Source organism: Methylorubrum rhodinum, assembly GCF_014199935.1.
GTDB lineage: Bacteria > Pseudomonadota > Alphaproteobacteria > Rhizobiales > Beijerinckiaceae > Methylobacterium > Methylobacterium rhodinum.
This window is the reverse complement of the sequence record NZ_JACHOP010000006.1, coordinates 230596-255901: the sequence shown is the minus strand read 5'-3', so window position 1 is coordinate 255901 and position 25306 is coordinate 230596. Positions and strand designations below refer to the sequence as shown.

At 71.5% G+C, this 25306-nt stretch carries 25 protein-coding genes; 18 read left to right on the top strand and 7 right to left on the bottom strand.

Features of this window, described 5'->3' with window-relative positions; all coding sequences use genetic code 11:
• Nucleotides 1–112 precede the first annotated feature (112 nt).
• The 6 genes from HNR00_RS10330 to HNR00_RS10305 all read left to right on the top strand — a co-directional run bounded on the left by HNR00_RS10330 (nt 113) and on the right by HNR00_RS10305 (nt 6830).
• Nucleotides 113–988 (top strand): type 1 glutamine amidotransferase, encoded by an 876-nt coding sequence (locus HNR00_RS10330; RefSeq protein ID WP_183568882.1) that lies wholly within the window; start codon nt 113–115, stop codon nt 986–988.
• A gap of 68 nt (nt 989–1056) precedes the next feature.
• Entirely contained in the window at nt 1057–2595 is a 1539-nt protein-coding gene (locus tag HNR00_RS10325; RefSeq protein ID WP_183568880.1) for a phytoene desaturase family protein, read from the top strand.
• A 321-nt stretch (nt 2596–2916) separates the two neighbouring features.
• On the top strand, nt 2917–3672 hold the full coding sequence (locus HNR00_RS10320; RefSeq protein WP_183568939.1) for a lysophospholipid acyltransferase family protein: 756 nt from the start codon (nt 2917–2919) through the stop codon (nt 3670–3672).
• On the top strand, nt 3669–4811 hold the full coding sequence (locus tag HNR00_RS10315) for a glycosyltransferase family 2 protein (protein ID WP_183568877.1): 1143 nt from the start codon (nt 3669–3671) through the stop codon (nt 4809–4811). The genes HNR00_RS10320 and HNR00_RS10315 overlap by 4 nt, the downstream gene beginning before the upstream one ends.
• A 132-nt stretch (nt 4812–4943) precedes the next feature.
• Nucleotides 4944–6056 (top strand): Ppx/GppA phosphatase family protein, encoded by a 1113-nt coding sequence (locus HNR00_RS10310; protein ID WP_183568875.1) that lies wholly within the window; start codon nt 4944–4946, stop codon nt 6054–6056.
• A 60-nt stretch (nt 6057–6116) separates the two neighbouring features.
• On the top strand, nt 6117–6830 hold the full coding sequence (locus HNR00_RS10305; RefSeq protein ID WP_183568873.1) for an RlmE family RNA methyltransferase: 714 nt from the start codon (nt 6117–6119) through the stop codon (nt 6828–6830).
• Between the two features lie 221 nt (nt 6831–7051).
• On the opposite strand, the gene gluQRS is transcribed toward HNR00_RS10305, so the two are convergent.
• Nucleotides 7052–7912 carry a tRNA glutamyl-Q(34) synthetase GluQRS gene (gene gluQRS, locus HNR00_RS10300; protein ID WP_312886034.1) on the bottom strand — a complete coding sequence of 287 codons (861 nt, stop codon included), beginning with the start codon at nt 7910–7912 and terminating at the stop codon, nt 7052–7054.
• A complete protein-coding gene (locus HNR00_RS10295) occupies nt 7909–8190 on the bottom strand; it encodes a hypothetical protein (RefSeq protein WP_183568869.1) in 282 nt (93 codons plus the stop codon). Before HNR00_RS10295 ends, gluQRS begins: the two co-directional genes overlap by 4 nt.
• Before the next feature lie 223 nt (nt 8191–8413).
• Here HNR00_RS10295 and HNR00_RS10290 point away from each other — a divergent pair, with 223 nt between their 5' ends.
• Nucleotides 8414–8632, top strand: coding sequence for a hypothetical protein (locus HNR00_RS10290; RefSeq protein WP_183568867.1), 219 nt, complete (start codon nt 8414–8416; stop codon nt 8630–8632).
• Between the two features lie 32 nt (nt 8633–8664).
• On the opposite strand, the gene htpG is transcribed toward HNR00_RS10290, so the two are convergent.
• The gene (gene htpG, locus HNR00_RS10285) at nt 8665–10530 is read right to left on the bottom strand and encodes a molecular chaperone HtpG (protein WP_183568865.1); all 1866 of its coding nucleotides are present in this window, start codon (nt 10528–10530) and stop codon (nt 8665–8667) included.
• A 189-nt stretch (nt 10531–10719) separates the two neighbouring features.
• On the bottom strand, nt 10720–10887 hold the full coding sequence (locus HNR00_RS25500) for a hypothetical protein (protein WP_246390500.1): 168 nt from the start codon (nt 10885–10887) through the stop codon (nt 10720–10722).
• 378 nt (nt 10888–11265) lie between these two features.
• Between HNR00_RS25500 and HNR00_RS10275 the strand changes: the two genes are divergently transcribed.
• From HNR00_RS10275 to HNR00_RS10245, 7 genes are all read left to right on the top strand, one after another.
• Nucleotides 11266–12861, top strand: coding sequence for a gamma-glutamyltransferase family protein (locus HNR00_RS10275; protein ID WP_183568861.1), 1596 nt, complete (start codon nt 11266–11268; stop codon nt 12859–12861).
• A 68-nt stretch (nt 12862–12929) separates the two neighbouring features.
• Complete coding sequence (locus tag HNR00_RS10270; protein ID WP_183568859.1) at nt 12930–13775, top strand: class I SAM-dependent methyltransferase; 846 nt, start codon at nt 12930–12932, stop codon at nt 13773–13775.
• A gap of 130 nt (nt 13776–13905) precedes the next feature.
• Nucleotides 13906–15195: an oxalate/formate MFS antiporter gene (gene oxlT, locus HNR00_RS10265; RefSeq protein WP_183568937.1), complete on the top strand. Its 1290-nt coding sequence runs from the start codon at nt 13906–13908 to the stop codon at nt 15193–15195.
• A 275-nt stretch (nt 15196–15470) separates the two neighbouring features.
• Entirely contained in the window at nt 15471–16709 is a 1239-nt protein-coding gene (gene cbiE / locus HNR00_RS10260; protein WP_183568857.1) for a precorrin-6y C5,15-methyltransferase (decarboxylating) subunit CbiE, read from the top strand.
• Complete coding sequence (locus tag HNR00_RS10255) at nt 16688–17113, top strand: cobalamin biosynthesis protein (RefSeq protein WP_183568855.1); 426 nt, start codon at nt 16688–16690, stop codon at nt 17111–17113. Before cbiE ends, HNR00_RS10255 begins: the two co-directional genes overlap by 22 nt.
• Complete coding sequence (cobM, locus tag HNR00_RS10250) at nt 17110–17895, top strand: precorrin-4 C(11)-methyltransferase (protein WP_183568853.1); 786 nt, start codon at nt 17110–17112, stop codon at nt 17893–17895. The genes HNR00_RS10255 and cobM overlap by 4 nt, the downstream gene beginning before the upstream one ends.
• Nucleotides 17892–19214 (top strand): cobyrinic acid a,c-diamide synthase CobB, encoded by a 1323-nt coding sequence (locus tag HNR00_RS10245; RefSeq protein ID WP_183568852.1) that lies wholly within the window; start codon nt 17892–17894, stop codon nt 19212–19214. The genes cobM and HNR00_RS10245 overlap by 4 nt, the downstream gene beginning before the upstream one ends.
• Before the next feature lie 83 nt (nt 19215–19297).
• Here the strand turns inward: HNR00_RS10245 and HNR00_RS10240 are convergent, their stop codons facing one another.
• Nucleotides 19298–19702: a helix-turn-helix domain-containing protein gene (locus HNR00_RS10240; RefSeq protein WP_183568849.1), complete on the bottom strand. Its 405-nt coding sequence runs from the start codon at nt 19700–19702 to the stop codon at nt 19298–19300.
• A 465-nt stretch (nt 19703–20167) separates the two neighbouring features.
• On the opposite strand from HNR00_RS10240, the gene hmuQ reads away from it, so the two are divergent.
• Nucleotides 20168–20503, top strand: coding sequence for a heme-degrading protein HmuQ (gene hmuQ, locus HNR00_RS10235; RefSeq protein ID WP_183568846.1), 336 nt, complete (start codon nt 20168–20170; stop codon nt 20501–20503).
• A gap of 23 nt (nt 20504–20526) precedes the next feature.
• On the opposite strand, the gene HNR00_RS10230 is transcribed toward hmuQ, so the two are convergent.
• Nucleotides 20527–21732: an MFS transporter gene (locus HNR00_RS10230; RefSeq protein WP_183568843.1), complete on the bottom strand. Its 1206-nt coding sequence runs from the start codon at nt 21730–21732 to the stop codon at nt 20527–20529.
• 213 nt (nt 21733–21945) lie between these two features.
• On the opposite strand from HNR00_RS10230, the gene HNR00_RS10225 reads away from it, so the two are divergent.
• Nucleotides 21946–23451 (top strand): exopolysaccharide biosynthesis polyprenyl glycosylphosphotransferase, encoded by a 1506-nt coding sequence (locus tag HNR00_RS10225; RefSeq protein WP_183568840.1) that lies wholly within the window; start codon nt 21946–21948, stop codon nt 23449–23451.
• Nucleotides 23452–23616: 165 nt separating this feature from the next.
• Here the strand turns inward: HNR00_RS10225 and HNR00_RS10220 are convergent, their stop codons facing one another.
• Nucleotides 23617–24168 carry a Fur family transcriptional regulator gene (locus HNR00_RS10220; RefSeq protein ID WP_183568837.1) on the bottom strand — a complete coding sequence of 184 codons (552 nt, stop codon included), beginning with the start codon at nt 24166–24168 and terminating at the stop codon, nt 23617–23619.
• Between the two features lie 140 nt (nt 24169–24308).
• Here HNR00_RS10220 and HNR00_RS25790 point away from each other — a divergent pair, with 140 nt between their 5' ends.
• On the top strand, nt 24309–24443 hold the full coding sequence (locus HNR00_RS25790; protein ID WP_281383305.1) for a hypothetical protein: 135 nt from the start codon (nt 24309–24311) through the stop codon (nt 24441–24443).
• Complete coding sequence (locus tag HNR00_RS10215; RefSeq protein WP_312886033.1) at nt 24440–25279, top strand: metal ABC transporter ATP-binding protein; 840 nt, start codon at nt 24440–24442, stop codon at nt 25277–25279. The genes HNR00_RS25790 and HNR00_RS10215 overlap by 4 nt, the downstream gene beginning before the upstream one ends.
• Nucleotides 25280–25306: the final 27 nt, after the last annotated feature.

The following is a 25306-nucleotide window of genomic DNA, read 5'->3' as shown; positions in this document are numbered from 1 at the left end:
AGCGTGAGGCGGATCGTCCCGCGGCCCCCCGCCCTCGCGACCTGCTTAGGATAATCTGGCACAGCCCCGGTCCGGGCTTCGCCGCGCTCGGCTCTACCGCACCGGGGAAGCGATGCCGCGCCTGCTGATCGCCGATGGAAACGACCGGAACGGCCGCGCCACGCGCCGGGACATCCTCGGCCGCACGACGGCGCAGTCCTTCGCCGATGTCGTGACCGATCTCGCCCCTGACGCGGAGTGCGTGCTGATCGAACCCGCCGACGCGGATGCCGTCCTCCCCGCCGGCCTCGGCCTGCATGAGGCGGACGGCCTGATCGTCACCGGCTCGACCCTGCGCCTGACCGAGGGCGGACCCGCGGTCGAGCGTCAGCTCGACCTGATGCGCGCCGCCTTCGCGGCCGGGCTTCCGGTCTTCGGCTCGTGCTGGGGCATCCAGGTCGCCGCAGCGGTGGCAGGCGGCCATGTCGGCCCGAACCCGCGCGGACCCGAATACGGCTTCGCCCGGCGCCTCGCGCCGACACCGGAGGGCGCCGCCCATCCTCTGCTCGCCGGCCGCGGCCCGGCCTGGGACGCGCCTGCGATCCACGCCGATTCGGTGCTGGAGCCGCCACCCGGTTCCCGCGTGCTCGCGTCCAACGCCGTCCTCGACGTGCAGGCCATCGAGATCCGCCACGGGCGCGGCCTGTTCTGGGGCACGCAGTACCACCCGGAGGTCGATCCCGACGAACTCGCCGCGATGCTGAGGCTCAGCGCGCAATCCGTGGTCGAGGCGGGGCTCGCAACTGAGACGGCCGCGGTGGAGTCCTATGCCGACGAGGTGCGCGCCTTGGCCGATCCCGAAGCCCAGCAGCGCCTCGCGTGGCGCCACGGCCTCGGAGCCGATCTGCTCGAACCCGCGCGGCGCCGCCGGGAGATCGGTAATTTCCTGGCGCACCTGTCCACAGCCCGAGGCTCCCTCAGAGGAGAGCGCGACCGGGTGGCACGTTGACCCGCCGTGCGCCGCATCTAGCTTTGCCGTGAAGGCCGGCGCCTCAGCCCCGGCGGGGATGAGTTGCGATGAGCCAGGGTTCCTCGGTCGCGGTGGTGGGCAGCGGGCTCGGCGGGCTGGCCGCCGCCTGCGTGACGGCGGCCCGCGGGCATCGCGTCACCGTCTACGACAAGAATTCCTGGATGGGCGGCAAGGCCGCGGTGCTGCACGAGGGCGGCTTCCGCTTCGACATGGGGCCGACCATCCTCACCGTGCCGCGCGTGCTGGAGCGCGTCTTTGCCGAGGCCGGCAAGTCGGTCCACGACTACATGGACCTGCGCCGCCTCGACCCGCAATGGCGCTGCTTCTTCGACGACAATTCCCGCATCGACCTGATCGAGGACGTCGATGCCATGGCGGCCTCCATGGACCGCTTCGCCCCGGGCCAGGGCATCGGCGACGGCTACAAGAAGTTCATCGCGGTCTCGGAGCACCTGCACGGCGTCTCGGAACGGTTCTTCTTCTGGAAGGCCGTGCAGGACCTGTTCGACACGATCGACATCCGCGCCAACATGAACCCCGGCACGCTTCGCGACGTGCTGTCGTTGCGCATGCACGCCACCGTCGCGAGCACGATCCGCGGCAAGGTGAAGGACGCCCGCCTCGCGCAGATGCTCGACCACTTCGTGCAATATGTCGGCTCCTCGCCCTACGGCGCGCCCGCCGTGCTCTGCGCCATCGCCCACATGCAGACGGCCGAAGGCGTCTGGTATCCGATGGGCGGCACCCGCGCGGTGGCCGAAGGCCTGATGAAGCTCGCGACCGAACTCGGCGCGACGCTGAAATCCTCCGACGAGGTGACCGGCCTCGACATCCAGGGTGGCGCCATCCGCGGTCTGAAGACCGCGAGCGGCACGACGCCGTTCGACGCCGTGATCTCCAACATGGATTCGGTGCGTACCTACCGCGAACTCGTCGGCGGCGAGGTCGGCAAGACCTACGAGAAGAAGTGCTTCGAGCCGGCCTGCTCCGGGGTGGTGCTCTATCTCGGCCTCAACAAGCGCTACGAGCACCTCGCCCACCACGATTTCGTCTTCTCCCGCGACCCGGAGGAGGAGTTCGACTTCATCTACCGCAAGGGCGAGCCCGCCCCGGACCCGACCGCCTACCTCGCGGCCCCCTCCTCCACCGATCCGAGCGTGGCGCCGGAGGGCGGCGAGGCATTGTACGTGCTGGTCCACACCCCCTACCTACGCCCGCACCACAACTGGCAAAAAATGTTCCCGGCTTATCGGCGGACCATCCTGGAGAAGCTGAAGCGCACCGGCGGCATGCCGGACATCGAGGAGCGTATCGTCGTCGAGCGCCACCTCACCCCGCAGGACATCCACGACCGCTACAAGGTGCTGAACGGCGCGATCTACGGGCTCGCCTCGCACGGCCGCATGATGGGCGCGTTCAAGCCGGGCAACCGATCGCGCGAGGTGCGCGGCCTTTACCTCGCGGGCGGCGCGGCGCATCCCGGCCCCGGCATGCCGATGGTGATGATGTCGGGCTGGATCGCGGCGGACGCGCTGGATCAGGACATCCGCGGCCGGGCCGAGCCGGAGCTGCGCGCCAGCGCGTGACGGGGGGCTTGGCTCTCTCGGCACCTGCGGTCGGATATGCGGTTTCTCGTTTGATGCCACGCCTCGCGGACAGGGCGCGGGTTCCCTCCCCCTTGCGGGGAGGGATTGAGGGTGGGGGTGGTTCCGAATGAGGCGTTGCGGTGCCTTCTGCACCACCCCCACCTCCAACTCCTCCCCGCAAGGGGGAGGAGAGCGCGCACCGCGACCGGACCATACGACGGGGCTCCGCCGGACGAACCTGAGAGCCGTGACGTGTCCGAGCGCCGCCCCGTGACGCCCGCCCCCGAACTCCCCGAGCGCTCGCCCTTCGTCTGGCGCTTCATGGCGGGCTACCTCGACCGGTTCGTGCGCCGCCACCTGAATGCCCTGCGCCTCGCGCGTTGGGGGACGCCGGCAACGATCGAAGCCGGCACGCCGCTCGTGGTCTATTGCAACCATCCGGCGTGGTGGGACGCGGCGATCCTGATCCTCATCGGCGACCGGCTGTTTCCGGAGCGTGCCTGCTACGCCCCGTTCGACGAGGCGATGCTCAAGCGCTACGGGATCTTCCGCCGCATCGGCGCCTTCCCGGTCGATCTGGAGAGCCGCCGCGGCGCGGCGCAGTTCATGACCGCCTCGCGGGCGGTGTTGTCGGGGCCGGGGCGCGCCCTGTGGATCACTGCGCAAGGGCGCTTCTCCGACGTGCGCGCCCGCCCGCTCGGGCTCAAGGGCGGCGTCGGCCGGGTCCCCGAGATCGCGCCGGACGCCCTGGTCCTGCCGCTCGCCCTCGAATACGCCTTCTGGGAGGAGCGCGGCGCCGAGGCGTTCTGCGCCTTCGGGGCGCCGATCCGGGCCGGCGACCTTCTCGCTCTGCCGCGGCCCGAGCGCCTCGCCCGGATGGAGGAAGCGCTGACCGACACCCTCGACCGGCTCTCCGCCGACGTCGTCGCCCGCGATCCCGCCCGGTTCGAGACGCTGGTCTCGGGCCAACGCGGCGTCGGGGGCATCTACGACGGCTGGCGGCGGCTCGGGGCGATGCTGACCGGGCGCCGCTTCGAATCCGGGCACCGCGCCGCACGACAGGAGCCCGACCGATGATCCTGGCCCTCGCTCTGCTGACCCTCGCGCTCGCCGCGCTGCCGGCCTGCCTCGCGGCGATCAACCTCTCGATCCTGCGCACGCCCGAGCCGGAGCCGGAGGCGCCCGGCCTCGTCTCGATCCTGATCCCGGCCCGCAACGAGGCGGGGGTGATCGAGGGCACGGTGCGCGCCGCACTCGCGAGCGCCGGCATCGCGATCGAGGTGCTGGTCGGCGACGACCATTCCACCGACGACACCGCAACAATCGTCCGCCGCATCGCCGAGGCCGACCCGCGGCTGCGCCTCGTTGCCGTGCCCGACCTGCCCGAGGGCTGGACCGGCAAGAACCACGCCTGCGCCATGCTCGCCCGCGAGGCCCGGGGCGACCTCCTCCTCTTCCTCGACGCCGACGTGACGCTGGCGCCCAACGGCGTCGCCGGCCTCGCGGCGCATGCGCGGCGCGCGAACGTCGATCTCGTCAGCGGTGTGCCGCGGCAGCTGATGGATAGCCTCGGCGAGCGCCTGACCGTGCCGATGATCGACTTTTTGCTGATCGGCTACCTGCCGATGGCCTTGATGCGGCTCTCGCCCGATCCGTCGCTCGGCGCCGCCTGCGGGCAGATGATCCTGATGCGGGCCGACGCCTACCGGGCCAGCGGCGGCCACGCGGCGATCCGCACCTCGCTGCACGACGGCGTGCGTCTGCCGCGCCTGTTCCGCGGACAAGGCCTGCGCACCGACCTCGTCGCCGGCCACGCGCTCGCGACCTGCCGGATGTACCGCGACTGGCCGCAGAGCTGGGCCGGCTTCTCGAAGAACGCCCGCGAGGGCATGGCCACGCCCCGTGCCCTACCGATCTGGACCGTACTCCTGTTCGGCGGCCACGTCCTGCCCTGGCTGGTGCTGGTCTCGGCGCTGCTGGCGAGCGATTCGTCGGCCAGTTGGATCGCGGCGGGCGCCGCCCTGCTCTCGCTCGCCACGCGTGCGGCGATCACCCTGGTGGTGCGCGAGCCCGCCGCCACCGTGCCGCTGCATCCGTTGACCGTCTGCACGGCGCTCGCGATCCAGTGGAACGCGCTGCTGCGCCCGGCGCGGGCCGGCGTCGCGGTGTGGAAGGGGCGCCGCTATCCGATCACCGCCTTACCCCCGGTCCCTTGACGATCGCGCGGCAAATTCTGCGTGTCCCGCGATCGAGTCTTTGCAGTTGCCCGGCAACGCCTGTAGCTTCGACGCCACGATGGTGCGGCGTGCTGCCGTGTCCGCGTGCGTTCAGGAAGCTCGGCCGCGTCCATGAGGGATGAGAGCGCCGCCGCCGTGTCGGCCCGCCCCGCCGCCGACCCGCAGGACCCGCGGGACGGCACCCGCGCGGTTGTCGCCGGCCGGCCGATCGAGCCCTATCCGACCCGCTACGGGCGCCGCGACGCCTACGCCGCCCTCGATCTCGGCACCAACAATTGCCGCCTGCTCGTCGCCGAGCCGACCCCCAACGGGTTCCGCGTCATCGACGCGTTCTCGCGCATCGTCCGCCTCGGCGAGGGTTTGGGGAACTCGAACCGCCTGACCGAGGCCGCGATCGAGCGCACGGTCGAGGCGTTGCGCATCTGCAAGGCCAAGATGAAGGCCCGCGGCGTCGCCCGCTCCAAGGTGATCGCGACGGAGGCCTGCCGGCTCGCCGTCAACGGCGCCGAGTTCGTGGCTCGCGTCCGCGCCGAGGTCGGGCTCGATCTCGAGATCGTCGATCGCCAGACCGAAGCGTACCTCGCCGTCACCGGCTGCGCCGCGCTCGCCGACCCGCGAGCGGAATCGGTGGTGATCTTCGACATCGGCGGCGGCTCCACCGAGATCGCGTGGCTCGACGGCGCGGCGGCCAACCCCTCGACCGATCCGACGCTGCGGATCCGCGCCTGGGATTCGCTGCCCGTCGGCGTGGTGACGCTGGCCGAGCGCCACGGCGGCACCGAGGTGACGCGGCTGACCTTCGAGGGCATGGTCGAGGAGGTCGGCGACCTGCTCTCCCCCTTCGCCATCCGGGCGGCGGCGGCGGCGACCGCGCCCTACTTCCATCTGCTCGGCACGTCGGGCACCGTGACGACGCTCGCCGCGATGCACCTGCGGCTCGTCCGCTACGAGCGGCGCCGGGTCGACGGCCTGTGGATGAGCGACTTTGAGGTCAGCGACGCGATCGAGGACCTGCTCGATACCCGCCTGGAGCAGCGCGCCGACAACCCCTGCATCGGCCGCGACCGGGCCGATCTCGTGCTCGCCGGCTGCGCCATCCTGGAGGCGATCCGCCGGGTGTTTCCTTCCGAGCGCCTGCGCATCGCCGACCGGGGCCTGCGCGAGGGCCTCTTGATGAACATGATGCGCGAGGACGGCGTGTGGCGCCGGGGGCGGTATCGCTGAGGCGTTCTTTTCGCGCGGGCCGCGTTCCGCTAGGCACGGCTCCGTGAGAGGACCAACATCATGACCGACCGGCGAGGCGGGACGGGCGGCCTGCGCGGCGACCTGAAGCAGCGGGTGAAGACCGGGCGCGGGCGCACGCTGTCGCAGAAGCGCTGGCTGGAGCGCCAGCTCAACGATCCCTACGTGGCCCGCGCCAAGCGCGAAGGCTATCGCTCGCGGGCGGCGTTCAAGCTCGTGGAGATCGACGAGCGCTTCAAGCTGCTGAAGCCGGGGCAGAAGGTGCTCGATCTCGGTGCGGCGCCCGGCGGCTGGGCGCAGGTCGCGGTCAAGACCGTGGGCGAGACCGGCCGGGTCGTCGGCATCGACCTGCTCGACATCGAGCCGATGGCCGGCGCGACCTTCATCACCGGCGACTTCCTCGACCCCTCCGCGCCCGAGCGCCTGATCGAGCTGCTGGGCGGACCCGCCGACCTCGTGCTGTCCGACATGGCGGCCAACACCACCGGCCACAAGAAGACTGACCACTTGCGCATCATCGGGCTGGCCGAGACCGCGGCGGCCTTCGCCCGCGAGATCCTGGCACCGGGCGGGGCCTACCTCGCCAAGGTGTTCCAGGGCGGCACCGAAGGCGGCCTGCTCGCCGACCTCAAGCGCGACTTTGCCGTGGTCCGCCACGTCAAGCCGGCGGCGAGCCGGGCGGATTCGAGCGAGCTCTACGTGCTGGCCACGGGCTTCCGCGGCCAGACCGAGACCGAAGGCGCCGAGGAGGTGTAAGCCGTCTCGGCTCTGCACCCCGAAAGAACTCGGTCCTTTCGGGGTGCAGAGCCGAGACGGATATGCGCTCGGTGTTGATCCCGCGGTGTGGTGGTACGTTCGATCACCATTCTGCGACGGATGCACCATGGGCCGAGTTCTTCACGGCAGCGCCCCAGCTTCCTTTCACCAGGGCCCTGCCCTGGACCCGCGAAAGGACTGGTCCTTCCGAAACCTCGGTTTCAGGCGAGGCCCAGCATGGCGCGCACCGCGTCCGGGTCGACGCCACTCGCGCGCAGGTCCGCCAGCGATTCCGAGCCCTTCGACTTGGCGAGCTTGTCGCCGGTCTCGTCGCGGATCAGGCCGTGGTGGTGATAAGCCGGGCTCGGCAGGCCGAGCAGGTGCTGCAGCAGCACATGCAGGTCGGTCGCCGCCTCCAGATCCTGGCCGCGCACCACATGGCTGATCCCCTGCTCCGCATCGTCCCACACCACCGCGAGATGGTAGCTCGTCGGCACGTCGCGGCGGGCGATCACCGCATCGCCCCAGCGGGTCGGATCGGCCGGGACGGTCTTTTCCGCGCCGTCCGGGGCGAAGCGGCGGATGACGAGGGGAGCCGTGACCGCGGCCAGGGCCGCCGCGCCGTCGAGGCGCCACGTATGCGGCTCTCCGGCCTCGATGCGGGCCTGGACTTCGTTGCATGAGAGCGCGCGGCAGGTGCCGGGATAGAGCGGCGCGCCATCGGGATCGCGCGCCACCGCCGCCCGCTCGGCCACGGCCGCCGCGATCCGCCCGCGCGAGCAGAAGCACGGATAAAGGAGTTTTCGCGCAGCGAGCGCATCGCATGCCCGCGCATAGGCTGAAAAGTGCTCGGACTGGCGGCGCACCGGGCCGTCGAAACGCAGCCCGAGCCACGCGAGGTCGTCGAAGGTGCCTTGCACGAATTCGGGCCGGGTCCGGCCGAGATCGATGTCCTCGATCCGCAACAGCAGCCGGCCGCCGAGATCGTCGGCGATGCGGGCGTTGGTGAGGGCGGAAAAGGCGTGGCCGAGATGAAGCCGGCCGTTCGGGCTCGGCGCGAAGCGGAGGGTCGGTCGGCTCACGGCTCTCCCGTGGCGCGCAGGCAGGCCATCGTGCCCGGCGTGCAGGCGATGCCCGGCAGCGAGCAGGCGGCGCCGGCCTCGAGGCGGCGGCAGACCTTGCAGCCGTCGCCCCATTCGGCGCAGGCCGGATCGTCGGCGGGGGCGAGCGCGGCGGGCTTGTGCCCGGACGGCGCGAGGGCGCCGATCAGCACGGTCGCGGCGACGAGGCCGGCGATGCCCCAGACGATCCGCTTGTCGCGGCGGGCGGTCTGCGGATCGCGGGAGGCATCGACGGTCATGCTTCGCTGTTCGCGCGTGGGGGCGAGGGTGTCAACGTCGATCGGTCGAGCCAGTTGCCTCATCGAGAATGTTGCACCGCAACAACAGCGTCCCGGCCGTGCAATCCGCGCAACGCTGCGGCGGAACCTTCGGCACACCGTTTGCGATGTGCTTTCTCGGCAAATCATCAAGAAACGACACGGCCCGGGAGGCGATGCTCACGACGTCACGGAGCCTCACCGCATGCTCTACGGCCTCTACTTCATGACCTGCATGGTCGCCAACCCGACCCACTGCGTGATACGGGTCCACCGCTTCAACGAGGACATCGTCACGCCGCAGCAATGCCTCGCGGTGGCGCAGCCGCAGATGGCGGCGTGGCAGAACGCCCATGGCGACCGCTGGCGGGTCGCCCGCTTCCGCTGCGGCTCGCCGCCGAGGGACGACGGGACGCGGATCTGATCCGCGCCCCTTCCCTCATCACGCTGCCCTCCTCACGCCGACGGTGCCGAGCCCCCTGCGAGCGCAGCCGCGACCGCGCGGGCGAAGGCGACCGGGTCGCGCGGGGTGTCGCCGTCCTGCACGCGGGCGAGGTCGAGCAGGGTGCCGGCCTCGGAGGCGAGGTCCTCGCCGGCCTCGGCGCGGGCATCGAGCGCGCGGATCAGGGCGTGGCGCGGGTTGATCTCGAGGATCGGTGCCCCTCCCCCGAACCCGCGGCCGGCCCGGCGCAGCAGGCGCTGCATCTGCAGGTCGGGCCCAGAGCCGGAGGCGGCGAGCACCACCGCGCTGTCGACGAGGCGGTCGGTCGTGCGCACGTCCGACACGTCGGCGCCGAGCGCGAGCTTGAGCGCGGCCACCAGCTTGTCGGCGGTCGGCGCCTCGCCGGCCTCGCCCTCGGGCTTGAACTTCGACAGGTCGGCCGCGCCCTGCGTGACCGAGCGCAGCGGCTTGTCATCGAACTTGCCGAGTTGCTCGGGCCAGAACGCATCGACGTGGTCGGAGAGCAGCAGCACCTCCACGCCGCGGGCGCGAAACCCTTCAAGCTGGGCGGAGTTCTTGAGCGCCTCCACGTCGTCGGCGACGAGGTAGTAGATCGCCTCCTGCTCCGGCTTCATCCGCGACACGTAGTCGGGCAGCGAGGTCAAGCCGTCCTGCGTCGACGAGCGGAAGCGTAGGAGCGGCGCGATCTCGGCGCGGCGCTCGTAATCCTCGTAGATGCCCTCCTTGAGGATCGGCCCAAAATTCTCGAAGAATTTCTGGTATTCGTCCGCCTTCTCGGCGTTCTTGGAGCGGCTGCTCAGCTCCGAGAGCACCCGGCCGGTCACCGCCCGGCGGATCTTCTGCAGCGTCGGCGTCGATTGCAGCATCTCGCGCGAGACGTTGAGCGGCAGGTCGTCGGTGTCGACCACGCCGTGGACGAAGCGCAGCCAGTTCGGCAGCAACTCGGCCTCGTCGGTGATGAACATGCGCCGCACGTGCAGCCGCACCTTGGAGCGGCGGTCGTCCTCCACGGCCATGAACGGCTTCATGCTCGGCACGAACAGGAGGCCGGTGAATTCCAGCGCCCCTTCCGCCCGCCAATGCAGGGTCGCCCAGGGCTCGTCGAAGCCGTGGCTGACGGTGCGGTAGAACTCCTTGTACTGCTCTTCCGTGACTTCGGACTTGGGCTTGCGCCAGAGCGCGGTGCCGCGGTTGGCGGCCTCCTCCTTGCCCTCCGCGTCGCGGATCGCGATCGGCACGGCGATGTTGTCGGCCCATTTGCGCACGACGTGGTCGAGCCGGTAGCTCTCCAGATACTCGTCGGCGTCGTCCTTCAGGTAGAGCACGATGTCGGTGCCGGCCTGCTCGCGGGCGGCCGGCTCCAGGGTGTAGCTGCCCTTGCCGTCGGAGGCCCAGGTCCAGGCCTCGTCGGTGCCGGCGCGGCGCGAGGTGACGGTCACGCGGTCGGCCACCATGAAGGCCGAGTAGAAGCCGACGCCGAACTGGCCGATCAGGCTCGGGCGCAGATCCTCGCCCTCACTCGTCTTGTCGCCGAGCGCCTGCGAGAAGGCGCGGGTGCCGGAGCGGGCGATGGTGCCCAAATTTTGGGCAAGATCGTCCTTGGCCATGCCGATGCCGGCATCGGAAATGGTCAGGGTGCGCGCCGCCTTGTCGGGGGCGATCAGCACCTTGGCGTCCGGGGGAAGGGCCAGGGCCTCGTTGGTCAGCGCCTCGAACCGGCGCCGGTCGGTCGCGTCCGCCGCGTTGGCGACGAGTTCGCGCAAAAAGATCTCGCGGTCGGAATAGAGCGCATGGACGACCAGATCCAACAGGCGCCCGACCTCGGCACCGAATTCGTGCCGCTCCACCGTCTCGCTCACGCAGATGCCTCCCTGGCTCGGACGGGCCCCACGAAGCGCCGACCGTCTTGCCGGGAGGCGACGGTGCGGCGGGGTCTCGTGGGAGCCACGCGAAAAAGCCGGGGCGATATGCCCATGACGCGCCGGCAATTCAATCGCCGTGCGTCGCAGGGGAGACGGAAAGTTGCGACGTGGGGAGGCAGGCCGCCGTCAGGCGGCGAGCGCCGGCGCCGCCTCGATGCGCTGGTGCACCGTGTCGAAAGCCGCGCGGACAACCGCCACGGCGTCCTCGACCGCGACCAGGGTGGCGAGCTGGACATCGCCGGGCATGTCGCCGACCCGGCGGGTCGCGCCGACGATGGCGTGTTCGAGCCTCAACAGGCTTTCCTCGGCCGAAAATCCGGCAAGATCGGCCACACGCTGAAGCGTTGCTTCGAGGGCGTGACGCAGGACAAGTGTTCTCACGCGCTCTTGAAGAAGCGCCCGGTCATTCTGCTTCATGGGATAAGGTGTCCGCCGATTCGCCGCGGATCATGATGTCATTTGCCGGCCGGCTGCACAGTCCCTTTTCCGCCACATCGAGAAAAACGAAGGCGTCACGCGGAACCTTTTTCAAGCCTCGCGCAAGCCAACCGGCATGGCCCGTCGCGCCGGTGCGTCAGCGACGACAGGATCGAGGTTGCCGTCGCGGCCGCCGCGTGGTCCTGATTCTGCCTTCCGAGCCGGATTTGTCCGTATCAGCATCGAGTCCCGTTCATGCCCGAGACCCCCGTCTTCGCCCACGCCGCCGTCGCCGCGCCCCACGCGCTCGCGGCGAAAGCCGGCCAGAGCGTGCTGGCCCAGGGCGGCAACGCCATCGAGGCGATGGTCGCGATGGCGGCGGCCATCGCCGTGGTCTACCCGCACATGAACGGGATCGGCGGCGACGGCTTCTGGCTGATCCGCGAGAAGGGGGGCCGGGTGCGCAGCATCGAGGCCTGCGGCCCGGCGGGCGCCCTGGCGACGCGGGCGCGCTACCGCGAGCGAGAGGTCGACGCGATCCCCGCCCGCGGCCCCGACGCGGCGGTGACGGTGGCCGGCACGGTCGGCGGCTGGGAGCTGGCGCTCGCCATGGCCCGCGCCTTCGGCGGGCGGCTGCCGCTCGACGCGATCCTCGCCGACGCGATTCGCCACGCCCGCGAGGGCTGCCCGGTCTCGGCGTCCGAGGCGCGCTACGTGCCGAAGGAACTCGACACGCTCCACGACGCACCGAATTTTGCCGCCACCTACCTGAGCGAGGGCAAACCCTATGCGGCGGGCGCGCTGCGGCGCCAGCCCCAGCTCGCCGACACGCTGGCGCAGTTGGCCCATGCGGGGCTCGCCGACTTCTACCGCGGCGACATTGCCCGCGAGATCGCCGCCGACTTGGAGCGCCTCGGCGCGCCGGTGACGCGGGCCGACCTCCAGGCCTACGCGGCCCGCGAGCGGGCGCCGCTGTCGCTGCGGCGGCGCGACGCCATGCTGTACAACTTCCCCCCGCCCACGCAGGGGCTCGCGGCGCTGATCATCCTCGGGATCTTCGAGCGGCTGAACGTGCGCCAGGCCGAGAGCACGGCGCATTATCACGGGCTGATCGAGGCGACGAAGCGGGCCTTCGCGATCCGCGACCGGTTCGTCACCGATTTCGACCGCCTCACGGGCGATCCTGCCGCCTTCCTCGACCCGCGCCGGCTCGACCGGGAAGCCGCGCTGATCGACATGGGCCGCGCCAGCAGCATCCCGGTGCGCTCGGGCGAGGGCGACACCGTGTGGATGGGGGCGATCGACGGCGACGGGATGGCCGTCTCGTTCATCCAGTCGGTCTACTGGGAATACGGCTCGGGCTGCGTCCTGCCCTCGACCGGCATCTGCTGGCAGAACCGCGGCATGTCGTTCTCGCTCGATCCAAACGCCGTGAACCCGCTGGAGCCGGGCCGGCGCCCGTTCCACACCCTGATCCCGGCGTTGGCCTGCTTCGACGACGGCCGCGTGATGGCCTACGGCTCGATGGGCGGGGATGGGCAGCCGCAATTCCAGGCCCAGATCTTTTCGCGCTACGCCGATTACGGGATGTCGGTGGCCGACGCGGTCGATGCCCCGCGCCTGCTCTACGGCCGGACCTGGGGCGCGGAATCGCTCTCGGTGAAGGTCGAGGACCGGTTCGATCCGGCCTGCATCGCCGCGCTCGAGCGCATGGGCCACGACATCGAGGAGTTGGGCGGCGCCTATGTCGACTCGCTCGGCCACGCCGGCATGCTGGTGCGCCACGCGAACAACCGCCGCATCGAGGCCACGCACGACCCCCGCTCGGACGGCGGCGCCGAGGGCCTGTAACGGGTTCCCAAAGGGCAAGCCCTTTGGCGGGTCAGGGCGGAGCCCTGAAAAGCAGCAGGACGCGTCGCATGGACACCGGCAACCAAGCCCAGATCGACTACTGGAACGGCGAGGTCGGGCAGCGCTGGGCCGAAAACCACCGGGCGCTCGACGCCGCCTTCGCGCCGTTCACGCAAGCCCTGTTCGCGACGTCCGGCCTCGCGCCCGGCGAGCACGTTCTCGATATCGGCTGCGGCGCGGGCGAGACGGCGCTTCGGGCCGCGCGGCAGGTCGGGCCCGAGGGCCATGTCACCGGAGCCGACGTGTCCGAACCGCTGCTCGACGCGGCGCGGGCGCGCGCCGTCGCGGAACCGGCCGGCGGCGCCGCGATCGAATGGCTCAAAGCCGACGTGCAGAGCCACGCCTTCGGGATGCGGTTCGACCACGCCCTGTCGCGCTTCGGCGTGATGTTCTTCGACGATTCGGCGGCCGCCTTCGCCAACATCCGGGCGAGCCTCAAGGAGGGCGGGCGGCTGCGTTTCCTCTGCTGGCGGGCGATGGCCGAGAACACCTGGGTCGCCCTGCCCCGCACGGCGGTGATGCCGCTCCTGCCCGATGCCGAGCCGCCGCTGCCCGATGCGCCGGGCCCGTTCCGCTTCGCCCTGCGCGAGACCCTGCGGCCGATCCTGGACGGCGCGGGCTTTCGCGACATCGCCTTCGAGCCGGTGAACCGCACCATGCGGGTGGGCGACACCCCGGAAGACGCCGCCGGCTTCGTCGTCACCCGCGGGCCGATCGCGCGCCTTCTGCGCGAGCGCGACCCGGCTGTGCAGGAGGCGGCCCTGCGGACCGTGGTCGATCTGTTCGCGAAGCTGTCGGGCGGTGGGCCGGTCGAGCTCGGTGCCGCCTGCTGGCTCGTCTCGGCGCGGGCCTGACGCTTTGTCGAAAGGTCTTGCCCGGTGTCGGGGCCGGCCAGCGAGGCATCCGGAAGGATCACGGCAGGCGAGGCGAACGTAGAGTTTGGCACATCCCTTGCGGCGGGCCGGAGCCGTCAAGGAGTGAATGATGGATACGACATCCAACCGGACCCGCTGGATCCAGCTCGCCCTGGGCCTGATCGTGATGATGACGATCTCCAGCCCGCAATACGTCTGGACGCTGTTCGTGAAGCCGTTCCAGGCGACCACCGGGGCGAGCCTGCCCGCGGTGCAGGTCGCCTTCACGCTGCTGATCGTGCTCCAGACCTTCTTCTCGCCGGTCCAGGGCTGGCTGATCGAGCGGTTCAGCGCCAAGGCGATGATCGCTCTGGGTGCGGCGCTCTCCGGCCTCGGCTGGGTCGCCGCCTCGAAGGTCGAGACGCTGTGGGGCCTCTACGCCAGCTACGGCCTGCTCTGCGGGCTCGGCACCGGCATCGTCTATGTCGGCGTCGTCGGCCTCGTGGTGCGCTGGTTCCCCGAGCGGCGCGGCTTCGCGGCGGGCGTGGTCGCGGCGGGCTACGGCATGGGCGCCATCGCCACCACCTTCCCGATCACCGACATGATCGCGTCCTCCGGCTACCGCCACACGCTGCTGGTGTTCGGCGCGATCATGGCCGTGATCGGCGTCGTGGCCGCGCTCGGCCTGCGCAACCCCAGGCCCGGCGAGACGCCCGCGATCCCGGCCGACAAGGTCGCGAGCGCGGCCCGCGACGTGGCGCCGGCCCAGATGCTGCGCACCCCTTTGTTCTGGCTGATGTTTGCCATGATGGCGATGATGTCGACCGGCGGTCTGATGGTGGTGGCGAACTTCGCATCTTTCGCCAAGGAATTCGGCGTCGCCGACGCCATCGTGTTCGGCTTCGCGGCGCTCCCCTTCGCGCTCACCTTCGACCGGATCACCAACGGCTTGACCCGGCCGTTCTTCGGCTGGGTCTCGGACCATGTCGGCCGCGAGAACACCATGACGGTGGCCTTCGCGCTGGAGGCGGTGGCGATCTGCATGCTGCTGATGTTCCGCGAGAACGCCTATGCCTTCGCCCTGCTCTCGGGGCTGGTGTTCTTCGCCTGGGGCGAGATCTTCTCGCTGTTCCCCTCGACCCTGACCGACACCTTCGGGACCAAGCACGCCACGACGAATTACGGCTTCCTCTACATGGCCCAGGGCGTCGGCTCGCTGCTCGGCGGCCCCGTCGCGGCTCTGCTCCACGACGGCATGGGAAGCTGGGTGCCGGTCTTCGGCATCGCCATCGGCCTCGATCTGGTCGTGGCGGCGCTGGCGTGGTTCGTCCTGAAACCCGCCCGGCGCGCCTATCTCGGCGTCGCGGGCCCGGCCGTGCCGGAGGCCGCCGCCCCCCTCGCCGCCCGGCCGGCGGTCTGACGAGGAGCGCGGGCCGGCGCGAAGCCGGCCCGCCTCATCATAGGGGATTTGACGGGCCGGATCGGTTCGCGGCAGGGAGGACGCTCCTGTCCCACCCGATCCCCTCATCCTGAGGTGCCGGAGCGCAGCGGAGGCCTCGAAGGAGGGCTCCAGGGATCGCAGCGCCATCTGGAGCCCTCCTTCGAGGCCGCTGACACGGCACCTCAGGATGAGGGGGATGGGCGGGAGACCTCAGGCGAGCAGGCTCCGATGACCCTCCCCGTGCAGTCCCGGCCATGACCGCCCCGCTTCCGCCGGAGCCCGGCAGTCCCCCCTGGCTCGCCGTCGTCGGCATCGGCGAGGATGGCCGGGCCGGTCTCTCGCCCGCCGCCGCCGCCGCCCTCGACGCGGCGGAGGTGGTCTATGGCGGGCGGCGCCACCTCGCGCTCGCCGCCCCGCTGACGGCGGAGGAGCGGCCCTGGCCGAGCCCGATCGGGCAGGCCTATCCCGAGATCCTGGCCCGGCGCGGGCGGCCGACCTGCCTGCTCGCCACCGGCGATCCCTTCCATTTCGGCATCGGCGCCGAGATCGCCCGGCTGGTGCCGGCGCCTGAGATCCGGGCCTTCCCCCAACCCTCGGCCTTCAGCCTCGCCGCCGCCCGGCTCGGCTGGTCGCTGCCCGAGACTGCCTGCATCACCCTGCACGGCCGCGATTTTTTTGGAGTTGTCCCCGCCCTTCAACCCGGCGCGCGACTCCTCGCCCTGTCCTGGGACGGCTCGACGCCTGCCGCGGTCGCGACCCTCCTGACCGAGCGCGGCATGGGCGCCTCGCGGCTCACCGTGCTCGAAGCGATGGGCGGCCCGCGCGAGCGCCTGCGCTCCGACCGCGCAAAGGACTTCGGGCTGAGCGACATCGACCCGCTCAACACGGTGGCGATCGAGGTCGAGGCGGCACCGGATGCCCGCATCGTGCCCCTGAGCCCCGGCCTCGACGATGCGTGGTTCGAGAACGACGGGCAGCTCACCAAGGCCGAAATCCGCGCCGTGACGCTCTCGGCCCTGCGCCCGCGGGCGGGCGAGATCCTGTGGGACCTCGGCGCGGGCGCCGGCTCGGTCTCGATCGAGTGGTGCCTGCGCCATCCGGCCAACCGCGCCGTCGCGGTCGAGCGGCGCGACGACCGGGCCGAGCGGATCGGGCGCAACGCGAAAAACCTCGGCGTCGGCGCGCGGGTCACCGTGGTGCGCGGCGCCTCCACGGCGGCGCTGGCGGAGTTGCCCGCGCCGCAGGCCGTGTTCGTCGGCGGCGGCGTGGCCGAGCCCGGCCTGCTCGCCGCCTGCCGCGCGGCCCTGCCCCCGTCGGGCCGCCTCGTCGCCAACGCCGTGACCCTCGAAGGTGAGGCGGCCCTGCTCGCGGCGCACGCGGAGGCCGGCGGGCGCCTGCGCCGGCTCTCGGTCGCCCATGCCGCGCCGGTCGGCGGGCTGACGGGCTGGCGTCCGGCCATGCCGGTGACGCAGTGGGTCTGGACCAAGCCGTGAGCGGAATCGTCGCGGGCGTGGGGTTTCGCGCCGCCACGGCGCCGGACGAGATCGTCGCCCTGGTGCGCCGGGCGCTTCACGAGGCCGGGCTCGCGCCGGACGCGCTTGCCGTGCTGGCCACCGCCGCCGACCGGGCCGGCGAGGCGCCTCTTTGGGAGGCGGCGGCGGCCTTGGGTCTGACGCCGCTCGGGCTCGAACCGGCCGCGCTCGCCGCGGCCGATGCCGGCGTCGTCACGCGCTCCGCGCGCATCAGGGCGAGCCGCGGCGTCGGCTCGCTGGCCGAGGCGGCGGCACTGGCCGCCGCCGGCCCCGGAGCGCGGTTGGTCTTGCCCCGCATCGCCAGCGCCGCAGCCACTTGCGCCCTCGCCTCCCCCGCCGCTCCTGGGGTAAGCGAGCGGGCATGACCGTCCATTTCATCGGCGCCGGCCCCGGTGCCGCCGACCTCATCACCGTGCGCGGACGCGACCGGGTCGCCGCCTGCCCGGTCTGCCTCTATGCGGGCTCGCTCGTCGCCCCCGAGATCCTGTCGTGGTGCCCGGAGGGCGCCCGGATCGTCGACACCGCGCCGCTCGATCTCGACGCGATCATGGCCGAGATCGCCGACGCCCACGCGCGTGGGCAGGACGTGGCCCGGCTGCATTCGGGCGACCTGTCGATCTGGAGCGCGCTCGCCGAGCAGACCCGGCGGCTCGACGCGTTGGGCATCCCCTACACGGTGACGCCGGGCGTCCCCTCCTTCGCCGCCGCCGCCGCGGTGCTGAGGCGCGAACTCACCGTGCCGGGGCTGGCGCAGTCGCTGGTGCTCACGCGCACCTCCGGCCGCGCCAGCCCGATGCCGGAGCGGGAGACGCTGGCGGCCTTCGCGGCGACCGGGGCGACGCTGGCGCTGCACCTGTCGATCCACGTGATCGATGCGGTCGCCGCCGAACTCGCGCCGTTCTATGGGCCGGACTGCCCGGCGGCGGTGGTGTTCCGCGCGACATGGCCCGACGAGCGGGTGCTGACCGGGCCGCTCGCCTCGCTCCCCGAGCGGGTGAAGGCCGAAAAGATCGAGCGCACCGCGCTGATCCTGGTCGGGCCGGCGCTCGACCCGGCGGATTTCCGCGAGAGCGCCCTCTACGCCCCCGATTACGACCGCCGGTTCCGGCCTCAAGGCGCCGTCAACGCACCGGGAGACGCCGCGTGAGCGCCCCCGGCCTCCTGATCGCCGCGCCCCGCTCAGGGTCGGGCAAGACCACGGTGACCCTGGCGCTGATGCGGGCGCTGCGGCGGCGCGGAGTCGCGGTACGCGGCGCCAAGTGCGGGCCGGACTACATCGATCCGGCCTTCCATGAGGCGGCGACCGGCCATCCGAGCCTCAACCTCGACAGCTTCGCGATGCCGGACGCGCTGCTCGACGCCTGCGCCGGGCTGAGCACGCGCGACGCCGCCCTCGTGGTCGCCGAAGGCTCGATGGGCCTGCATGACGGGATCGTGGCCGGCGAGGGCCGCACCGGCGCCAATGCCGACATCGCCGCACGCTACGGCTGGCCGGTGCTGCTCGTGCTCGACGTGTCGGGCGCCGCGCAATCGGCCGCCGCGGTCGCGCTCGGCTGCGCCACCTACGATTCCCGCATCCGCGTCGCGGGCGTGGTGCTGAACAAGGTGGCGAGCCCACGCCATCGCCGCCTCGTCGAGGCAGGCCTGAGCCGAATCGGCATGCCGGTGCTCGGCGCCTTCCCCCGCGAGGCCGGGCTCGTCCTACCCGAGCGGCATCTCGGCCTCGTCCAGGCCGGCGAGACCGCCGACCTCGAGGCGCGCCTCGACCGCCTCGCCGATCTGGCGGAGGCCTCCCTCGACCTCGACGCGATCGTCGCCGCCGCGGGGGGGCGGGCGGAGGCCGGTACGGGCGCCCTCCCCTCCCCACCGGCCCAGCGGGTCGCGGTGGCGCGGGACGCCGCCTTCTCGTTCCTCTATCCGCACATGCTGGCAGGCTGGCGCGCGGCGGGGGCCGAGATCGTGCCGTTCTCCCCGCTCGCCGACGAGGCGCCCGACACGACCTGCGGCGCCTGCTGGCTGCCCGGCGGCTATCCCGAGCTCCATGCCGGGCGGCTCGCCGCGGCCCACACCTTCCGCGAGGGGCTGCGGCGATTCGCGGACAATCGGCCGGTCCACGGCGAGTGCGGCGGCTACATGGTGTTGGGCGAGAGCCTGGAGGATGCCGACGGAATCACCCACCCGATGGCAGGCTTGCTGCCGGTGGCGACCTCCTACGCGAAGCGCCGGCTCCATCTCGGCTACCGGGTGGCGCGTCTGGTCGAGGCGGGCTTGCTGGGTGCTGCCGGCACGCGGCTGGTCGGCCACGAATTCCACTACGCGAGCGAGCTGACGCCGGCCCCGGTCGAGGCGAACGCGCTGGCGCGGGTGACGGACGCTGAAGGCACGCCGCTGGGCTTCGCCGGCCATCGCCGGGGCCTCGTGACGGGAAGCTTCTTTCACCTCATCGCCGAATCGGACGGCGCCTGAGTCGCTCGGCAACGGACGCAAGGAAAGAAGGCGGCCGGGGACGGGCCCCGGCCTGTCTCGCCTCTTGGTCCTACCCCTCGGCCTCAGGCGTCGAGGGGCGCGTCCTTCTTGCGGTCGAGGCGGGCGGCGCTGCGCACGATCGCCAGAACCTCGCGGCGGAGCTGGTCGTCCTCGATCGAGGCGAAGGCGCGCAGCAGGTCCACGGCGCCGTGGGCGCGCAGGAAGCCGAACACCTCGGCCTGCTCCTGTCCTCCCGCCGTGTTGTCCTCGTCGAAGAAGGCGGAGACCGGCACTTCGAGCAGGCGGGCGATCTCGCGCAGGCGCCCGGCGCCGACGCGGTTCTGACCCTTCTCGTATTTCTGGACCTGCTGGAAGGTCACGCCGACGGCGGTTCCCAGAGCGGTCTGGCTCAGGCCCCGCGCCTTCCGCAGCGCGGTGATCCGGAGCCCGACGAGACGGTCAACATCGGTTGTCTGTTTCGGCATCATCTTACGGTACGGTCCCCTGACGGTATCGCGGCCGGCCCAAGGACCTCAGGTCGACCGCGCTCAAGGCTCCCGCCAACAAATCGATGTCCTGGCCCGGTTCTAATCGCCGGAACAGGCCCGGACTGGGAGATCGGGAGACAATCGTATCGCCGTGGGGCAGCCTCGGCCTAGCTTCACCATGAGATGCATGTTGAATGCAAGGGCCTCGTTGTTGATGGTTGGGAGTTTTCAGCAATCGCGGCCGCTGCGTTCACGAAATGTACCTGCAACGAAATCATGCGGCAGTGCATGATTTCGCACGTATCCTGCGCCGGTGCGGGTCCGTGCGCAGGGCGCGGCGATGCATCGCCGCCGAACCGGCGGCGCCGGGCTTCAGCCCACAGGCGAAACTACGTAGAGTCAAACGACGTTCGGCAGGACGGTGCCGCCGGTGCGGCGCCGCGACGGATCGGGAGTTGATCGGGCATGTTCATCGCGATGAACCGCTTCAAGGTGGTGAAGGATTCGGCGCAGGATTTCGAGCAGGTCTGGCTCGGACGCGACAGCCACCTCGGCGAGATGGAGGGCTTCGTCGAATTCCACCTGCTCAAGGGTCCGGAGGCCGAGGACCACATCCTCTACGCCTCGCACACGATCTGGCGCTCGAAGGCCGATTTCGAGGCCTGGACGCGCTCGGAGCAGTTCCGCAAGGCCCACGGCCGGGTGCCGACCACCAAGCCGCTCTATCTCGGCCATCCCCAGTTCGAGGGCTTCGAGACGATCCAGACCGTCGCCCGGCCGGAGGCCGAACAGGCGGCCTGATTTTCTCAGGTGCCGCGGCGGCCTCAACGCAGCCGCGGCAGCATCACGGCCAGAAACCCGATGACGGGCAGGTAGGCACACATCGAAAAGACCTGCTCGATGCCGACCCGGTCGGCGAGTTCGCCGAGCAGCGCGGCGCCCAGGCCCCCCATGCCGAAGGCGAATCCGTAGAACAGCCCGCTGACGAGGCCGATCCGGCCCGGCAAGAGATCCTGCGCGTAGACGAGGATCGCGGGCAGCGCCGAGGCCAGGATCAGGCCGATCGGTACCGTGAGCGCCACCGTCCAGAACAGGTTCGCGTGCGGCAGCGCCAGGGTGAAGGGCAGGACGCCCAGGATCGATCCCCAGATCACGAGCTTGCGCCCGAACCGATCACCGATCGGCCCGCCGAGCAGGGCGCCGGCCGCGACGGCGCCGAGGAACACGAACAGGTAGAGCTGCGACTGCGCCACCGGCACGCCGAAGCGGTGGATCAGGTAGAACGTGTAATAGGACGAGAAACTCGCCGTGTAGAAGAATTTCGAAAAAATTAGCGCCAGCAGGATCGCGATGGTGGCGACGATCCGGGTCCGGCTGAGGCGCCCGACGGCGGCACCGCTGGTCGTGCGGGCGACCCGCGGCGTCGTGGCGAGCCGGCCCGCATACCAGCGGCCGACGACGGTCAGCACGGCGATGCCGGTGAGCGCCGCGATCCCGAACCACGCGAAGCTGCCCTGGCCGCGCGGCACCACCACGAAGGCGGCGAGCAGCGGCCCGAGCGCGGTGCCGGCATTGCCGCCGACCTGGAACACCGATTGCGCCAGCCCGTAGCGCCCGCCCGAGGCGAGGCGCGCCACGCGGCTCGCCTCGGGATGGAAGATCGCCGAGCCGAGCCCGACCAGGGCGGCGGCCGCGACGAGCGCGGCGTAGGTCGGGGCGGCGGCGAGCAGCCCGAGGCCAGCCAGCGACAGCCCCATACCGGCGGCGAGCGAGAACGGCAGCGGGTGCCGGTCGGTGTAGAGCCCGACGACGGGCTGGAGCAGCGAGGCGGTCGCCTGGAACGCCAGAGTGATGAGCCCGATCTGCCCGAAATCGAGATGAAAACTCTGCTTGAGCAGCGGGTAGATCGCCGGCAGCAGCGATTGCACGAGGTCGTTGAGCAGGTGCGACAGGCTGAGGCCCATGAGCACCGCGAGCGCCGGCCCGCTGCCTGCCGCCTGGGCCTCCGGCGCCTCGGCCTTCGCACGCATCGCACTCTCCGTCCGCCGCGCCCCACCCGCTCCATGGCAGTCCGGCCGGGGCCGGGCAATCGCCGTCTCGTTTCCGGCACGGTCGCTCCGGTGCGCCGCTTGCGCCAGGAACCCCGAGAAGGGGCGGGACGGCCGTGAGGCGTTCCGTTCCGGGACAGTCCTCGCCCAAGCCGGCACTTCGGCGCCGACCCGGGCAGAACCCGCGCGAGACAGATGTTTCACGAGCGTCCTCCCCAGAACTTCCAGCGCCTGTCCCTGGGGCGGGCGCGGCGCGCCGTCTGGGCCGCCCTGATGCCGCGGCGCGAGCGCACGGCGCTGCGCCTCGGCATCTCCTCGGCCCTGCTGGCGGCCGATCTTTCGGCTATCGTGGCCACAGGTTTTCTGGTCGATGCGGCCTACTACGCCTACAGCTCCGGCGGCGAGATGATCCCGCTCGCGCTCAGCCGCAACGTGCAGACGGCGGGCCTGCTAGCCGTCATCATCCTGCTGACCAACCTCGTGCGCGGCGAGTACAGCATCGAGCACTGCCTCGCCCGCAACCCGCAGCGCCGCCGCACCGCGACCCTGTGGCTGCTGGCCTGGGCGGTCGCCCTGCTGATCGGCTTCGCGACCAAGACCTCGACGGATTTCTCCCGCGTCGCTTCCGCCGCCTTCTTCCTCGTCGGGCTACCCGCGACCCTGTTCGTGCGCGCCCGGATGGTGGCGCTGGTGCGCCGCCACGTGACGCCGGCCTCGGCCTCGGTGAGCCGGGTCCATCTCGTCGGTTACGAGGAGGACATCGCCGGCTTCTACGCCAACAACGACGTCGAGGCCCTGGGCCTCAGGGTCGTCGGCACGAGCTACCTGCGCCGCTTCAACGCCAGCGCGGGGGCGGCCAGCGCCGAGGCCCTGCTCGCCGAAGACCTCGACCTCGCGGTCTCGGTGGTGCGCTTCCTGCGCCCCGACGATGTGTTCGTGCTGGTGCCGTGGTCGGAATCCGCCGACGTCGAGCGCTGCATCGACGCCTTCCTGCGGGTGCCCGCGGCCCTGCACCTGCGCCCCGGCGTGATGATGGACCGCTTCCCCGACCTTCAGGTCGCCCGCGTCGGGCGCCTGTCGGGCATCAATATCGGCCGCCGGCCGCTCTCGGCGGGCGAGGTCATGCTCAAGCGATTGTTCGATCTCGTGCTGGCGGGGATCGGACTGATCCTTCTGGCGCCGCTGTTCCTCGCCGTCGCGGTCCTGATCAAGCTCGACAGCCCCGGTCCGGTCTTCTTCCGACAGCGGCGCTACGGCTTCAACCAGCAGGCCTTCGGGGTCTTCAAGTTCCGCAGCATGAAGGTCCAGCCCGACGGGCCGTTCCGGCAGGCCTCGCGCGACGACGACCGCATCACCCGCATCGGCGCGCTCCTGCGCAAGACCAACATCGACGAGTTGCCCCAACTCCTCAACGTGATCCTGGGCGACATGTCGCTGGTCGGGCCCCGCCCGCACGCGCTCGCCCACGACCGCAGCTTCGAACGGCGCATCGCCCTTTACGCGCGCCGCCACAACGTGAAGCCCGGCATCACCGGCTGGGCCCAGGTCAACGGTTTTCGGGGAGAGACCCGCACCGATGCCGCGATGGAGGCCCGCGTCCAGGCCGACCTGCACTACATCGACAACTGGTCGATCTGGCTCGACATGAGCATCATCGTCCAGACGGTGATCTCGCCGCGGGCCTATCGCAACGCCTTTTGAGACTTGGCTCGACGCCGTCATTCCGGGTCGCTGATAAGCGAACCCGGAATCCACCCGTGATGCGACGCGGAAAGAAGCGTCGAGGCCAGTCGTGGATTCCGGGTTCTCGCCTGTGGCGAGCCCCGGAAGGACGGGCGTGGAGGAGCGAGGGGAGCCGTCGAAACGTCAGCCCGCGGCCGCGCCGCCGCGCTCGCGGCAGGCGCCGCACTCCCCCTCGACCTCCAGAATGCGGCTCCTCGGCGTGAAACCCGCCCGCGCCAGGGTGGCGTCGAGCGCGCTCTCCACCGCGGGCGCCGTCATCTCGTCGATGCCGCCGCAATTGCGGCAGATCAGGAAGACGAGGCTCGCGCCCGCGCCGTGGTCGTGACCGCAGGAGACGAAGGCGTTGCGGCTGGAGATGCGGTGGACCAGCCCCTGCTCGGTCAGGAAGTCGAGCGCCCGGTAGACCGAGACCGCCGCGACCCGCCGCCCCCCCTGCCCGCTCAGCCGCTCGGCGATGTCGTAGGCACCGAGCGGGCGCCCCTCGGCCGCCACCACGGCCAGGACGTCCCGGCGCAGGGGCGTGAATTGCAGCCCGCGCGCCTGGCACAGGCGCGCGGCCCGCTCGGTCGCGCCCTCGGCGCATTGCCCGCAGCCGTGCCGCTCCTCGTGGTGGTGATCGTGCGAATGATCATGCAGAGGATCGTGACTTCGGTCGTGCGGCGCGTCTGCGCGCATCCCGGCCTCCCCATCCGGCCCGATTGAAACGGGGCCGTGTTACAGTGTATCAGCCGCCTCAAGATAGGCGCCCGCCCGCCATCGGGCAACGACGAGCGCGGCGCCCGCTTCGACATCGCTCACACTTCCGGGAAAGCCCCATGATCCGTGCCGGCGGGGCCGACCGTCTCCCGCGCCGCTCCCTGTTCCGCAGCGGGGCGTCCCTGCGGCTCGCCGCGGCCTTCGTGCTGTCCGGGCTGCTCTGGGCCATGATCCTGTGGGCGCAGGCCGCGTGAGCGCGATCCGCTTCCGCGGTCTGACGCTCGGCTACGACCGGCACCCGGCCGTGCACCATCTCGACGGCACGGTCGCGTCCGGCGACCTGCTGGCGCTGGTGGGGCCGAACGGGGCCGGCAAGTCGACCCTGCTCAAGGGCATCGTCGGCGAGGTCGGGGTGCTGGACGGCGCGATCGAGACGGGCACGAAGGCGATCGCCTACCTGCCCCAGGCCGCCGAGATCGACCGCAGCTTCCCGGTCAGCGTGCTGGATCTGGCCGCGATGGGCCTGTGGCGGCCATTCGGCGCCTGGGCGAGCCTCGCGCGGCACCGCCCGAAGCTTCTCGACGCGCTGGCCGCCGTGGGGCTCACCGGCTTCGAGGATCGGCCGATCGGCACGCTCTCCGGCGGTCAGTTCCAGCGGGCGCTGTTCGCCCGGCTGATCCTGCAGGACGCGCGCCTGATCCTGCTCGACGAGCCCTTCACCGGCATCGACGAGCGCACCACCGCCGACCTGATCGCCCTGATCCGCGGCTGGCACCGGGAGGGCCGCACCGTGGTCGCTGCGCTCCACGACCTGCATCAGGTGCGCGCGCACTTTCCCTCGACCCTGGTGCTGGCCCGCCGGCCCATCGCCTGGGGGCCGACCGCGGACGTGCTGACGCCGCCGGTGCTCGCCCGCGCGCTCGCCCTGTCGGAGGCCTGGGACGAGGCCGCCGCGATCTGCCGGCATGAGAGCCAGCACCTGGGCCGGCACGAGGCCGAGCCGGCCGCGGCGCACGATCACCACGGGCACGACCAGCATCAAGGGCATGCCCATGCCCACGGCCGTGCCGGCCACGGAGCCGCCCGGTGACCCTCGACGGCCTGTCCGACCTGCTGA

What these genes read in the sequence shown, in the direction of transcription:
- HNR00_RS10330 (WP_183568882.1), top strand. Translation starts at nt 113, where the DNA reads ATGCCGCGCCTGCTGATCGCCGATGGAAACGACCGGAACGGCCGCGCC.
- HNR00_RS10325 (WP_183568880.1), top strand. Translation starts at nt 1,057, where the DNA reads ATGAGCCAGGGTTCCTCGGTCGCGGTGGTGGGCAGCGGGCTCGGCGGG.
- HNR00_RS10320 (WP_183568939.1), top strand. Translation starts at nt 2,917, where the DNA reads ATGGCGGGCTACCTCGACCGGTTCGTGCGCCGCCACCTGAATGCCCTG.
- HNR00_RS10315 (WP_183568877.1), top strand. Translation starts at nt 3,669, where the DNA reads ATGATCCTGGCCCTCGCTCTGCTGACCCTCGCGCTCGCCGCGCTGCCG.
- HNR00_RS10310 (WP_183568875.1), top strand. Translation starts at nt 4,944, where the DNA reads ATGAGGGATGAGAGCGCCGCCGCCGTGTCGGCCCGCCCCGCCGCCGAC.
- HNR00_RS10305 (WP_183568873.1), top strand. Translation starts at nt 6,117, where the DNA reads ATGACCGACCGGCGAGGCGGGACGGGCGGCCTGCGCGGCGACCTGAAG.
- HNR00_RS10295 (WP_183568869.1), bottom strand. Translation starts at nt 8,190, where the DNA reads ATGACCGTCGATGCCTCCCGCGATCCGCAGACCGCCCGCCGCGACAAG.
- HNR00_RS10290 (WP_183568867.1), top strand. Translation starts at nt 8,414, where the DNA reads ATGCTCTACGGCCTCTACTTCATGACCTGCATGGTCGCCAACCCGACC.
- HNR00_RS10275 (WP_183568861.1), top strand. Translation starts at nt 11,266, where the DNA reads ATGCCCGAGACCCCCGTCTTCGCCCACGCCGCCGTCGCCGCGCCCCAC.
- HNR00_RS10270 (WP_183568859.1), top strand. Translation starts at nt 12,930, where the DNA reads ATGGACACCGGCAACCAAGCCCAGATCGACTACTGGAACGGCGAGGTC.
- oxlT (WP_183568937.1), top strand. Translation starts at nt 13,906, where the DNA reads ATGGATACGACATCCAACCGGACCCGCTGGATCCAGCTCGCCCTGGGC.
- cbiE (WP_183568857.1), top strand. Translation starts at nt 15,471, where the DNA reads ATGACCGCCCCGCTTCCGCCGGAGCCCGGCAGTCCCCCCTGGCTCGCC.
- cobM (WP_183568853.1), top strand. Translation starts at nt 17,110, where the DNA reads ATGACCGTCCATTTCATCGGCGCCGGCCCCGGTGCCGCCGACCTCATC.
- HNR00_RS10240 (WP_183568849.1), bottom strand. Translation starts at nt 19,702, where the DNA reads ATGATGCCGAAACAGACAACCGATGTTGACCGTCTCGTCGGGCTCCGG.
- hmuQ (WP_183568846.1), top strand. Translation starts at nt 20,168, where the DNA reads ATGTTCATCGCGATGAACCGCTTCAAGGTGGTGAAGGATTCGGCGCAG.
- HNR00_RS10230 (WP_183568843.1), bottom strand. Translation starts at nt 21,732, where the DNA reads ATGCGTGCGAAGGCCGAGGCGCCGGAGGCCCAGGCGGCAGGCAGCGGG.
- HNR00_RS10225 (WP_183568840.1), top strand. Translation starts at nt 21,946, where the DNA reads ATGTTTCACGAGCGTCCTCCCCAGAACTTCCAGCGCCTGTCCCTGGGG.
- HNR00_RS10220 (WP_183568837.1), bottom strand. Translation starts at nt 24,168, where the DNA reads ATGCGCGCAGACGCGCCGCACGACCGAAGTCACGATCCTCTGCATGAT.
- HNR00_RS25790 (WP_281383305.1), top strand. Translation starts at nt 24,309, where the DNA reads ATGATCCGTGCCGGCGGGGCCGACCGTCTCCCGCGCCGCTCCCTGTTC.